This is a genomic window from Parerythrobacter lacustris (genome assembly GCF_024626475.1).
Taxonomy (GTDB): Bacteria; Pseudomonadota; Alphaproteobacteria; order Sphingomonadales; family Sphingomonadaceae; genus Parerythrobacter_A; species Parerythrobacter_A lacustris.
In genome coordinates, this window is the sequence record NZ_JANKHH010000001.1 from 428,022 (window position 1) to 439,845 (window position 11,824).

Genomic DNA, 11,824 nt, shown 5'->3' on the forward strand with positions numbered 1-11,824 from the left:
CTACTCTGGTGCTGCCAGCTCGTGCGCGGGGCGCTTGCGGACGACCAACTTGCGCAACCGCTTCGTCAGCTTCGCGAACCACGACTCAAGCGCCCCGATCGCCTGTCCGCCGGGCACGAATGCGACACGGTAGTACATCCACAGGATCAGGGCGGCAAAGAGGACGAACGGCCCCCACAGCGCGAGGATCGGGTCCAGCCGCCCCAATGCGGCGATGTCCTCTCCGTACTGGTTCACCTTGTGATAGGCGACCACCATGACGATCGATACGAACACGCCGAGCGAGCTGGTCGAGCGCTTTGGCGGAATCGCCAACGCCACCGCCAGCAGCGGCAGCAGCAACATCATTACCACTTCGACCAGGCGGAAGTTGAAACTCGCCTGGCTGGCATCGCGCTTCTGCTCGCTCTCGTTGGACGACCAGCCGATGCTCAGCAGCTCGGGAAGGATGTACTCCCGCTCGGCATCGCCGCGGGCGCGGAATTCCTCGACCCGGGGCAGGTCGATCGGCAGGTCGTGCCGGGTGAAGCTCAGCACCCGCGGGGTCTGCTTGTCGCCCCCGGAGTCCTGCACGATGGTGCCGTCGGTCAACCGCAGGATGATCGTGTCCGGGCTGTCCGAAGTGGCGAGAAAGTTTCCTTCGCGCGCGGAGATCGAGAGGACCTGCCCCTTTTCGTCGGACACGCGGGCGAAGATTCCCTTGAGTCGGCGCCCCTCGTCCTCGCTCTGTTCGATCCGCAACGCCATGCGGTCCGCCAGAGTGGTGAACTCGCCGACCTTGATCGATGCGCCCAACGCGCCCGAACGCAGGTCGTATTCCAGCTGCTCGTAGTAATACCGGCTGATCGGCTGGACGTAGAACACCAGTGCGACGTTCACCGCCATCAGGACGACAGTGATCAAGTAGGGCACCCTGAGCAGCCGACCGTAGCCCAGCCCGACCGCGCGCAACACGTCGAGTTCGCTGGTGGTGGCAAGCTTCCGGAAGGCAAGCAGAATGCCAAGCAGCAAGCCCAAAGGAATGGCGAGGCTGGCATATTCGGGAATCAGCGCGCCGAGCATCTTGAACACGATACCAACCGGCCCGCCCTCGACCGCGACGAAATCGAATAGCCTCCGCATCTTGTCGAGCAGGAGCAGCGTCGCCGCGATCGCGAAAACGGCAGCCATCGGCAACAACACAAGCCGCAGGATATACCGGTCGATAGCAGGAATGAATTTGAGCAAGGGTCCGCGCTTTGGCATCTGTTACCCCTGCGCCCTAGCGCGAAAATCCAACCGGGTCATGCCTTAAGCGGAATTGGCAACAGAGCGGCTGATTACGCCTTCTCGAGCGTACATTGCAGCGGATGCTGGTTCTGGCGTGCGAAGTCCATCACTTGGTTCACCTTCGTTTCGGCGACCTCGTAAGGAAAGATGCCGCAAACGCCGACACCCTTTTGGTGAACGTGAAGCATCACCCGCGTCGCCTCCTCCATGTCCATCCGGAAGAAGCGCTTCAAGACAATCACCACGAACTCCATCGGTGTGTAGTCGTCGTTCAGGAGCAGCACCTTGTACTGGCTTGGCTTTTTGGGCCTCGTCCGCGTCTTGGTGGCGATGCCGATCTGGTTGTCGGTATCCGAATCGCCTGGATCCTGACCGGCCGCCGAAGGGGCCTGCCCGAAAGGCGCGGTTAGGGACGGGATCGACTGCATGAGCTGCCCAATATCGTAAGCGTTTGTGCCAGCGCAAGAGGCGGTAACCGTCATGCTGGCGTTGTCTTGCATACGGCCAAGGGATTTACGATCGGCAAAGCTGATGGTGCACCTCGCGATCCCGCCCAAGAAAAAGGGCCGGACGGCGTACCGTCCGGCCCCAGGCAAATCTGGCCGGTTCAAGGGAGAGGAGAGATCCGGCTCAGAAAATGCTCAATTGGTTCAGGCCGCCTTGCGGACCTTTTCCATCGCAACCGAAACACGGTTCGAAATCGGCGCGAAAGTGTCGTTTGCGAGCTTGACCCACGCTTCGGTGGTCTTCGAGAACTGCGCGACGGTCGCGTCGAAGTTGCGGCTCACGAGCTTGCCCTGCAGCTGGACGAATTCGGTCGGCGACTTCACAGCGGCAATTTCCTTCAGGTCGGCAGTGACGACTTCGGCAGCCGACTTCACGTCTTCGAACTGCGACTTGGCGATTTCCTGCACGCCGGCAGCGTAGATCTTGGCCGATTCGACAACGGCTTCGGCGTTACCCTTGGTGAATTCGCCCATGTCGGTCGCGAATTCGCTGCCCTTGCCATAGAGGGTCTTGGCGCGCGTCTGCAGGTCGGCGAGGCCTTCCTTGAGCTTGGCGGTCATGTCGGCGGTCTGGGTCTTGGCTTTGGTCATGATGGTTTCCTTTGCGGGAGTCTTGAGCGCTGCCTTGGCAGCGCGTTTGATCTGGGGGGCAACAGCCTTGGCGGCCGGTGCTTTCTTTGCGGCGACTTTCTTGGGAGCGGCTGCCTTCTTCGGCGCTGCTTTCTTGGCTACGGCCTTCTTCGGCGCAGCAATTTTCTTGGCGACCGGCTTCTTGGCCGGCGTAGCTGGTTTGGCAGCCGGAGCTTCGACAGTTTCAGCGACCTTTTCGACTGCTACGTCGGCCTTGGGTTCTGCCTTGGCGGCGTCGACCTTCTTGGCGGCTGCTTCGGCATAGGCCTTCTCGGCAGCGGCATCGATCTTGCTTTCGGCTTTGCTGGCCATGATGTTCAATCCTGTGCGTTGCGCGGGATGCCCCGCCTTGTTGCACTGCACAAAATAGATATTGCGGCCGCGAAGTCAAGGATTTTTTGTGCAGTGCACAATAAGCCGTCAAATCGCTGTTGTTCAACGCGTTTTGACGTATCTCCCCGGCGCATCTTCGATCACAGGGTCGCCTTTTGACCCGGGAATCCGCTTGCCCTTCGCAGCGATCCTTGCGCTGTCCTGCCGTTCCAGCCATGCCAACCAGTGCGGCCACCAGCTTCCCGGATGCTCCTCGGCCCCGACGACAAAATCCTTGAGCGATGCCGCACCGCTGTCCCCGGTCCAGTACTGGTACTTGTGCGCCTCGGGCGGGTTCACCACCCCGGCGATGTGCCCTGACCCGGCAAGCAGGAAGGTCATGTCTCCCCTGAAGTGCTCGGTTATCCGCCACACGCTTTCGGCCGGGGCGATATGATCTTCGCGGCCTGCCTGCACGTAGCTCGGGGTTTCGACCAGGGTCAGATCGATCGGGGTGCCGTCCGCGCTCAGTGCGTCGGGCCGGACCAGTTTGTTGTCGCGATAGAGATCGCGCAGGTAATCGCCGTGCCATTTGGCCGGCAGGTTGGTGACATCGCCGTTCCAGTGCAGCAGGTCGAAGGCGGGGTAATCCTCACCCAGAAGGTAGTTGTTGACCACGTAGTTCCAGATCAGATCCTTGCCGCGCAGCGAATTGAAGGTCGCAGCGAGATAGCGCCCGTCGAGATAGCCGTCGGGCGTGAGCTTGGCGATCATGTCGAGCTGGGCATCGTCGATGAACTGGAGCAGCTCGCCCGCGCGTTCGAAATCGACCTGCGCGGTAAAGAATGTCGCACTCCTGACCTTTTCCGCCTCGCCCCGCCTCGCAAGCACCGCCAGTGTTGCCGCCAGTGTCGTGCCGGCGACGCAATAGCCGATGGTATGGACATGCGGCACGCCCAGCCGTGCGCGGATATGGTCGATGGCTTCGATCTGGCTACGGATATAATCGTCCCACACCACGTCCTTCATGCTGGCGTCGGCCGATTTCCAGCTCACCACGAACACGGTGATCCCCTGATCGACCGCCCATTTGATGAAGCTCTTCTTCGGCGTCAGGTCGAGAATGTAGAAGCGGTTGATCCACGGAGGGAAGATCACCAGCGGGACTTCGTAGACCTCATCGGTCGACGGGCTGTACTGGATCAATTGGTAGAGCGGTGTTTCGTAGACGACCTTCCCCGGGGTCGCCGCGAGATTCTCCCCGAGGGTGAAGGCATCGGCATCGGTATGGGTCAGCTGGCCTCGCTTGAGATCATTGATCAGGTGCTGGAGACCCTTGACCAGGTTCTGGCCGCCGGTTTCGATCGTGCGCTTGAGGACCACCGGGTTGGTGGCGATGAAATTGTCCGGGCTCATCGCTTCGACCAGCGCCTGGGTCGCGAATCTGAGCTGGGCCTTCTTGTCGTCGGGAACGCCATCGACCTCTTTCGCTGCGCGGACGAAATAGTCGGCCAGCATCAAATAGGTCTGGTGGAGCAGCGCATAGGCCGGATGCTGTTGCCACGCCGGGTCGCTGAAGCGCCGGTCCTTGCGCGGCAGCTCCTGCGGTGCGGGTTTGGTGCCGGCGACTTGCCCCATCATCGAGCCGATCACGCCTTGCCACAGCTCGACGCTTTCGGACATCAGCTTGGCAGCAGGTTCGAAACTCGTCGGCGTGCTGCGCGCCCAGCCCTGCGTCATCAGCATCCATTGTGCCGGATCGAGCGGGTTGGCCGAAGCCGATCCCAGCTTGTCCGTCATGAATTCGGTCCACATCCGCTGCATCTGGGCCGCCGCGTCGTTCCATTGCGCCATGTCGGGAAGACCTGGAGCAGCACCAGGCGCAGGAGAAAACTGCGCGAACATCTCGCGCATCGCTTCGCCCTGCATATCGAAAAACGCTGCAAATGGGTCTTGCCGGTCGGCCATGGCTGCGCTCCGTTAGCTGCTATTGATTGTGCATTAGCGAAAAGCGCTTTCCACCGCGATGGTGAATCGCTTAGGATTCGTACGCGCGCCTGTCTGGAGGCGCCGAAGGAGGAATGTTCCGGTCCGATGAATACCGATTTCTACCGCATGAAGCGGCTGCCGCCCTATGTGATCGCCGAAGTCAATTCGATGCGGCACGCGGCGCGGCGTGCGGGCAAGGACATCATCGACCTCGGCATGGGCAACCCCGACAATCCGCCGCCCCAGCATGTGATCGACAAGCTGTGCGAAGTGGCGATGAAGCCCGATTCGCACGGCTATTCGCAGTCGAAAGGCATTCCCGGCCTCCGCCGCGCACAGGCCAACTATTACGCGCGCCGGTTCGGGGTCGAGCTCGACCCAGAGACCGAAGTAGTCGTGACCATGGGCTCGAAGGAAGGGCTGGCCAGCCTTGCGACGGCGATCACTGCACCGGGCGATGTCGTGCTCGCGCCCAACCCGTCCTATCCGATCCACACCTTTGGTTTCATCATCGCCGGAGCGACGATCCGCAGCGTGCCGACCACGCCGGACGAGAACTATTTCCAGAGCCTCGAAAGGGCGATGAACTTCACCGTCCCGCGGCCGAGCGTGCTGGTGGTGAATTACCCCTCCAACCCGACCGCCGAAGTGGTTGACCTCGCCTTTTACGAGCGGCTGGTGGCCTGGGCGAAGGAGAACCAGGTCTGGGTGCTGTCGGACCTTGCCTATTCGGAACTCTATTACGACGGCAATCCGACGCCTTCGATCATGCAGGTCAAGGGAGCGAAGGACGTTGCGGTTGAGTTCACCTCGATGTCGAAAACCTATTCCATGGCCGGCTGGCGGATGGGCTTCGCGGTCGGCAATCGCGAGCTGATCGCCGCGATGAGCCGGGTCAAATCCTACCTCGATTACGGCGCATTCACGCCGATTCAGGCTGCGGCCTGCGCAGCACTGAACGGACCGCAGGATATCGTCGAGACCAACCGCCAGCTCTACCACAAGCGGCGCGACGTCATGGTCGAATCCTTCGGCCGGGCCGGGTGGGATATCCCGCCTCCGCCCGCCAGTATGTTCGCCTGGGCCCCGCTTCCCCCCGCTTTGAAAGAGATGGGCAGTCTGGAATTTTCCAAGCAATTGCTGACCCACGCCGATGTCGCAGTTGCGCCCGGCGTTGGCTATGGTGAAGAGGGTGAAGGGTTCGTCCGCATCGCGATGGTAGAAAATGAACAAAGGCTGCGACAGGCGGCGCGCAACATAAAGCGTTATTTCCAGTCGCTCGGAATCAACAGCTCGGCTGCCTGATTCTCTGTAAAAACCAATTTGGTGTTGCCTGGGTTTGCCTAAGCGTCACGCTTGGTTTAGATACGACCGGTTGAAACAGGAGGCACTCGATGGCCGCGGAACCTTCGCGGAACCTGACCCAACGCCAGCGCGCGGTGCTGGAAGCGATCGACCGACGGCAGCCGATCAAGGTTATCGCTGGCGAACTGGGTGTGTCCGAAAGCCGTATCAATCAACATATCAAGGCGTTGAAGGACATCTACGGGGTCGCGAGCCTGCCGGAACTCGTCGAGTGGTATCGCAGCGAGGCAGGCTACGAGCCGCAGTCTCCTGAGCAATCCTCCATGCAGCTTCCTGACCAGGCGCCCTGTAGAAAACCTGCATACATAAATTCTCAGCTGCCTGATGATGGCGATCTCGATCAGAAGCGGTCCCGGGTCGGCCCTGGCGAGATCGTCCTTTCCGATGCGCATCACGTCCTCATCGATGTGCCTTGGTCAGGATCCCGGGAGCCAGTGGTCGTCCCAGCGGCGCTCGATGGCGACAATGCTGTCCTGTACCGGCTTGCCGTGATGATCGGGATTGCCTTCGGCACTATTGCTTTGGTCGTTCTGGTCATCACGGCCTCTTTGAGCCTGAGTACAGCGATGGATGGAGTCGGTGAGATTGCCCGCATGGAACACAACGCAGGGCCTGGCTGAACGATTTTGATCGGCACCCTGCGACAGCAGGAAGGTCTGTTCAAAATGGTAAAGTATCGTGATGAAGCACTCAACATCCGCAAGCTGATGCGCGAAGCGGAAGCCGTTTCCGACGAAGCAATGGTCGCTTTCGCGAAGCTCAAAGCGGCTATGCTTTCAGCCCGCCAAAGCCCGGAAATTCCCGTATATGTCGGCCAGCGTGCGATCATGCGGCTGACGCAGGCCGAACAGCAGGCCCTGTCCATTTCGACCAACCTGTTGCGCGTGCACGACGAATTGAGCAATATCGCGCGGGAATTCTGCGGACCCGACACAGGTGATCAGACCAAGGTCCCGGCATCGGCATTGAATGCCGAGATCCCTGTTGCTGAGGCGCAGTTCAGCTAGGAGCGAACCAACTGACGTTACTCGATTTCTGGAACAATTATCGGGTAGCAGTCTACCTAATCGCTTTGGTCGCACTGCTCGTCGCTTCACTGCGGTACGGAGATGGGCCAGAGCGATGGGTCGCTTCCACCTTGCTCAGCATGTGGCTTGCCGGGAGCGCGTACCTAGCATTGTTGGGCAGGCAATTCGAACGCAACGAGGTTGAACCTGGATTGCTCTTCATCGAAGTGGTCGTGACCGTTGTCATGGTCGTCGTCGCCCTCAGGGCAAATCGGATGTATACGCTATGGATAGCAGGATTTCAGATCATAGCGCTGTTGGCACACTTCGCCAGGGAACTGGCGGATCAGATATCTCCGATCGCCTATGTGATGATGTACGTGGGTCCGTCCTATTTGCAGATCACTACGTTGGGGCTCGGTATATGGCTCCACCATCAGCGGGTGCAGCGCCACGGCAATTACAGGTCATGGCGCAGCTCCTCACCCCGTTCGCGGGCGATTCCGCCGACCAGCTAGCGAGCCGCCTCCGCACTCAGTTCGGAAGCCTGAAGCGAGCGCTCGACGCGCCCAAGGATCGGTTGCTCGCCGCTGCCGGACCGTTTGCCAAATCGTGCGAGCTGCTACTCGCGGCTCGCGATCTGATCGATGCAGCAACACGCGAGGACATGGTCAGCCGGCAGGTAGATGTCTCCGACCCGGCGCTGGCCCGCTATATCCGTGATCGGATCGGCTTCTGCCATGAAGAAAGGTTGCTTGTCATCTTCAGCGGGCCAGGACGCAGTTACCTGCTCGATGAGGAAATGGGCATTGGCGGGCCTGACACCGTAAGGCTCACGGCAGCCACCCTTTTCCGGCGTGCCTTCACGGTCGGCGCGGAAGGGATACTGCTCGCCCACAATCACCCATCGGGCATGTGCAGCCCGAGCCCTGCCGACGAAACGGCGACACGCGAACTCTCCGGTCTGGCGGAAAAACTCCAGATCGAGTTGCTCGATCATCTCATTGTCACCCGGTCGAAGCTTTTCAGCATGCGTGCGGCCGGCCATTTCGATTGATGTCGCGCAGCAATGCGCTGCCAGGCAACCGTCGGCTCCATTCAGCCCACCATGCCGCGACAGATTCTGGCCGGGCCGATCCTGCTCGACCTGTTCCATCGTGATGCGCGCGTCGGGCGCGACTGGCTGCGGCTCCATCCTCGCGAATTCGGCCTTTTGTGGCACCTCGCCGAACACCCTTTTGTGCCGCACTCGAAAATGGATCTCCTGCGCGATGTCTGGCGGCTGGATCATGATCCCGAGACCAATCGTGTTGCTGTGACGGTAGCGCGCGTGAGGGCAAAGCTCAGCCTATTCGGATTTGCGCACCTGATCGCAACCGACCTTCATCGCCGCGCCTATTTCCTCGCTTGCGATGCGCATGCGGTTGCATCCGGTTAGTGCCGAATCGCTGGACAGCCGCGCGGCTATCCGCAACCATGACGGGCAAGCATTGAACGGGTGATTGAATGGATTTTGCGAACAACGGGCGGGTGTCGATCGAACTGGGTGCCGACGGCGTAGCGCAGGTCCGCCTCGTGCGCGGCGACAAAATGAACGCGCTCGACCCCGAGATGTTCGAATGGATCATCCGCGCCGGCAGTGCCCTGCACGAGATGAAGGGGCTGCGCGCCGTCGTCCTCTCGGGCGAGGGCAAGTCGTTCTGCGCCGGACTCGACACCGCGAGCTTCGGGCGCGAGCCGAAGGAAGACGAGCCTCCGCTTACCGAGCGGACCTATGGCAATGCGAACAGGGCCCAGCAGGCAGCGATGCAATGGCGCAAGCTGCCGGTGCCGGTGATCGCGGCGGTTCACGGAGTTTGCTTTGGCGGCGGCCTGCAGATTGCCAGCGGCGCGGATATCCGCATCGTCCACCCCGATGCGCGCATGGCGATCATGGAACTCAAATGGGGCCTGGTGCCGGACATGGGCGGCTATGCGCTGTGGCGCGGGTTGGTGCGCGACGATGTGCTGCGCGAACTTACCTACACCAATCGCATTTTTTCGGGCGTGGAAGCGAAGGAATACGGTCTCGCGACCTTTGTCGACGAAGATCCGCTCGCACGCGCAACCGCCATTGCGTGCGAGATCGCTAATCGCAATCCGCACGCTATTCGCGGGGCCAAGCGGTTATCCAATCACATGATGGATCGGACGGCCGATCAATTGCTGATGGAAGAAAGCCTCGAACAGCATGCGATCATGCGAACGAAGAACCAGATCGAAGCGGTGATGGCGGGCATGGCCCAGCGCAAGCCCGAATTCGAAGACGTCTGAGCTGGAGTTTTTGACTTACGGGGCGGCGGGCCGGTGCCGCGAAACGAAGCAAATTCTAGCCGAAGATCGCGACCGACTGCATCCCCGCCAGCATTTGCCTGCCTTCCGAATTCCACAGCCGCAGCCGCTCGCTCGAATAGCCGAGATCGGCCCATTCGCTGGCCGTCTCGGCGAGCCACCAGCCGTCGGAGGTCGCGGGAGCCGGCTCGAGCAGGTTGAACGACCAGTTGATCGAACTGATCGGACCTTGCCGGCGCATCGCGCGCATCGCACCCGGCGGGAGCGTATCGCCGAGCAGGATCAGTTCGGACACCGGATCGAGGCCGCTCGGTTCCTTGAGCCGCATCCAGCGGCGGACGACAGGCTTGCCCTTCCCCCGTACGTCTTGCGCCCGGCGCAGTTCGAAATTCTTGCCAAGGAAGGAAGGTGCTTTGTCGAGCGAGAGCGGCTCTTCACCGTCGGGCGGGCCATGCCAATCCTCGGCTTGCGGCGCGGGATGAACGGCGTTGGCATCGCGTTCGGTGCCGAACAGCCAGAAGGCCGTCAGCGCGACGGTGCCGCCCGACCGGATCTCGCTCCGCACCTGCGCCACGTTCCGCCCCTGGCGGACGATCTCTGCGTTCAGCTCGACCTCGATCCCAACCGGGGCGACAAAGCCCACTTGGGCCGCACGCAAGGGAGGCAACTCGGGAAAGGCGCGGATGGCAGCAGTGTAGGCGACGAGCGCCGACGCGCCGCCGTACAGGGTTCGCCCCTGCATCCAGTTTTCCGCCTCGGGCAGGATCGTCACCCCCGGCTTGCCGTCGATCGGCTCGATCAGTCTTGCAGCGCTCATTTGCATCCCCTTACATCGCTCGGCGCGCTTGACCAGATTGCCGTTACGGAAGGCGACAAGGAAGCGATTGCCTTGCCGCCCCCGACCCGCTAGAGCGCCGCTTCCCGCGCAAAAGGCGGGACGAGGCCCGATGGCGGAGTGGTTACGCAGAGGACTGCAAATCCTTGCACGCCGGTTCGATTCCGGCTCGGGCCTCCACTTCTCGCCCAAGGCGAGCGTGCCGCTTTAGCTCAGTTGGTAGAGCACATCATTCGTAATGATGGGGTCACAGGTTCGAATCCTGTAAGCGGCACCAGCAGCCTGATCACCACCGTGACAAGGCACAGGTGCTCGTGGTGGGCAGAGAATCAGACATCGACGCAGATTGTCCGCTCGTGCGTCAAATCGTCAATCACTTGGCTGGCTGAGAACCCAATACTCGGCAGCACGTCATGCTCTGGGGCCCGCCGCACGGATCTGGTTCCTGCCGGACTCTTTCGCTTCGTAGAGCGCCTCGTCCGCTGCGGCGAGCGCATCGCATGCATCGCTGTAGGCAAATACATCGGCGACGCCGCCGGAGAAGGTGATCCTGCCGAATGCTTGCTCGGTACGGCGGTTCACCAGCTTGCGTTCGGAGAGTGCTCTGCGCTGGCCGTCGAGCAGGTCGCGAGCGTCTTCCAGCGCGAGCCCTCGCAACAGCACGACAAACTCCTCCCCGCCATGACGCGCGACATGGCACCGCTCGCCCGATAAGTCGGACAAGGTCTTGCCGACCACGCAAATGATCCGGTCCCCTGCCTCGTGGCCGTGCGTGTCGTTGACCCGCTTGAAATGATCGATATCGCAGAATGCGACGCACAGTGGCTCGTTCGCCGCGCGTGCAGCGGCAATCTCTTCTTCCAGCCTCGATTCAAAAGCGCGGCGGTTTGGCAGTCCGGTGAGGAAATCGTAGTCGGCATCGCGGCGTGCCAACTCGAGGTTCCTGCGCAGAGCGGCGGCCTCTTCCTCGCTTTCTTGCAGGCTCGCTTCGGCCTTGCGCGTTCGTTCGAGCATGACACCGGCAAAGGCTGCGAGATCGGTTATGACCTTGCCCGGATCCGGCCGGGCGTTGAGCTCACCCATATGGGATTCGAGCGCATCGCCGTAGCATTGCGTCGTGCTGCGGACCTTCACGGTGCTGCGGGAGAAATCGTCGATCCCCTTTTCGAGCCGCTGGGCCAGGAGATCGATCGACCGGTCGTCGGCACCTTGCCCTGCAACTGCTTGTCGCAGCCACTCCTGCGAAATGCGCTGTCCCGTCTCTTCCATCCGCCGGATCCGCCGCTCAAGGCGGGGATTGAGACCCGATACCACGCCATGGGCGACCGCGAGGTTGGCAGGTGTCACTTCCAGATCGTGTTCGGCCAGGAAGGCGCCAATACGGGCGACGATTGCCTGTCGCCCCGTGCCAGATACATCGCCGGTCCGGTGGACCGCAACTGCTCCGGCTCGGCCGAGGCCGAGCCAGCCGAGCAAGCCGGTGTGAGGCGGGTTTGGTTCGCGTTGTGTTGCATTGATCATGGCAGCTAGAACGGCAGGCATCCCCATCCGGTCGATAGGTCCGATCACCTAGATCATGG

13 protein-coding genes and 2 tRNA genes are annotated in these 11,824 nt (G+C 61.4%); 9 read left to right on the forward strand and 6 right to left on the reverse strand.

Annotated features, from left to right (window positions below):
- The 4 genes from lptF to NSO95_RS02185 form a co-directional block, all read right to left on the reverse strand.
- On the reverse strand, window positions 1-1,245 hold the full coding sequence (gene lptF, locus NSO95_RS02170) for an LPS export ABC transporter permease LptF (protein WP_257594499.1): 1,245 nt from the start codon (window positions 1,243-1,245) through the stop codon (window positions 1-3).
- Between the two features lie 74 nt (window positions 1,246-1,319).
- Entirely contained in the window at window positions 1,320-1,697 is a 378-nt protein-coding gene (clpS, locus tag NSO95_RS02175; RefSeq protein ID WP_257594670.1) for an ATP-dependent Clp protease adapter ClpS, read from the reverse strand.
- Window positions 1,698-1,919: 222 nt separating this feature from the next.
- Window positions 1,920-2,717: a phasin family protein gene (locus NSO95_RS02180; RefSeq protein ID WP_257594500.1), complete on the reverse strand. Its 798-nt coding sequence runs from the start codon at window positions 2,715-2,717 to the stop codon at window positions 1,920-1,922.
- Between the two features lie 123 nt (window positions 2,718-2,840).
- The gene (locus NSO95_RS02185; protein WP_257594501.1) at window positions 2,841-4,685 is read right to left on the reverse strand and encodes a PHA/PHB synthase family protein; all 1,845 of its coding nucleotides are present in this window, start codon (window positions 4,683-4,685) and stop codon (window positions 2,841-2,843) included.
- Between the two features lie 126 nt (window positions 4,686-4,811).
- Here NSO95_RS02185 and NSO95_RS02190 point away from each other — a divergent pair, with 126 nt between their 5' ends.
- The 7 genes from NSO95_RS02190 to NSO95_RS02220 all read left to right on the forward strand — a co-directional run bounded on the left by NSO95_RS02190 (window position 4,812) and on the right by NSO95_RS02220 (window position 9,391).
- Complete coding sequence (locus NSO95_RS02190; RefSeq protein WP_257594502.1) at window positions 4,812-6,011, forward strand: LL-diaminopimelate aminotransferase; 1,200 nt, start codon at window positions 4,812-4,814, stop codon at window positions 6,009-6,011.
- Window positions 6,012-6,100: 89 nt separating this feature from the next.
- Entirely contained in the window at window positions 6,101-6,691 is a 591-nt protein-coding gene (locus NSO95_RS02195) for a helix-turn-helix transcriptional regulator (protein WP_257594503.1), read from the forward strand.
- 6 nt (window positions 6,692-6,697) lie between these two features.
- On the forward strand, window positions 6,698-7,078 hold the full coding sequence (locus NSO95_RS02200) for a hypothetical protein (RefSeq protein WP_257594504.1): 381 nt from the start codon (window positions 6,698-6,700) through the stop codon (window positions 7,076-7,078).
- 173 nt (window positions 7,079-7,251) lie between these two features.
- Window positions 7,252-7,596, forward strand: a complete 345-nt coding sequence (locus NSO95_RS02205; RefSeq protein WP_257594505.1) for a hypothetical protein — start codon at window positions 7,252-7,254, stop codon at window positions 7,594-7,596.
- The gene (locus NSO95_RS02210) at window positions 7,548-8,135 is read left to right on the forward strand and encodes a JAB domain-containing protein (protein ID WP_257594506.1); all 588 of its coding nucleotides are present in this window, start codon (window positions 7,548-7,550) and stop codon (window positions 8,133-8,135) included. Before NSO95_RS02205 ends, NSO95_RS02210 begins: the two co-directional genes overlap by 49 nt.
- A gap of 51 nt (window positions 8,136-8,186) precedes the next feature.
- Entirely contained in the window at window positions 8,187-8,516 is a 330-nt protein-coding gene (locus tag NSO95_RS02215) for a winged helix-turn-helix domain-containing protein (protein WP_257594507.1), read from the forward strand.
- Window positions 8,517-8,584: 68 nt separating this feature from the next.
- Window positions 8,585-9,391 (forward strand): crotonase/enoyl-CoA hydratase family protein, encoded by an 807-nt coding sequence (locus NSO95_RS02220; RefSeq protein ID WP_257594508.1) that lies wholly within the window; start codon window positions 8,585-8,587, stop codon window positions 9,389-9,391.
- Window positions 9,392-9,446: 55 nt separating this feature from the next.
- Here NSO95_RS02220 and NSO95_RS02225 read toward each other — a convergent pair whose 3' ends face one another.
- The gene (locus tag NSO95_RS02225) at window positions 9,447-10,226 is read right to left on the reverse strand and encodes an acyl-CoA thioesterase (protein ID WP_257594509.1); all 780 of its coding nucleotides are present in this window, start codon (window positions 10,224-10,226) and stop codon (window positions 9,447-9,449) included.
- A gap of 124 nt (window positions 10,227-10,350) precedes the next feature.
- On the opposite strand from NSO95_RS02225, the gene NSO95_RS02230 reads away from it, so the two are divergent.
- A tRNA-Cys gene (locus tag NSO95_RS02230) sits at window positions 10,351-10,424 on the forward strand.
- A 21-nt stretch (window positions 10,425-10,445) separates the two neighbouring features.
- Window positions 10,446-10,521: transfer RNA gene (locus tag NSO95_RS02235), tRNA-Thr, on the forward strand.
- A gap of 134 nt (window positions 10,522-10,655) precedes the next feature.
- Here NSO95_RS02235 and NSO95_RS02240 read toward each other — a convergent pair.
- A complete protein-coding gene (locus tag NSO95_RS02240) occupies window positions 10,656-11,765 on the reverse strand; it encodes a GGDEF domain-containing protein (protein WP_257594510.1) in 1,110 nt (369 codons plus the stop codon).
- Window positions 11,766-11,824: the final 59 nt, after the last annotated feature.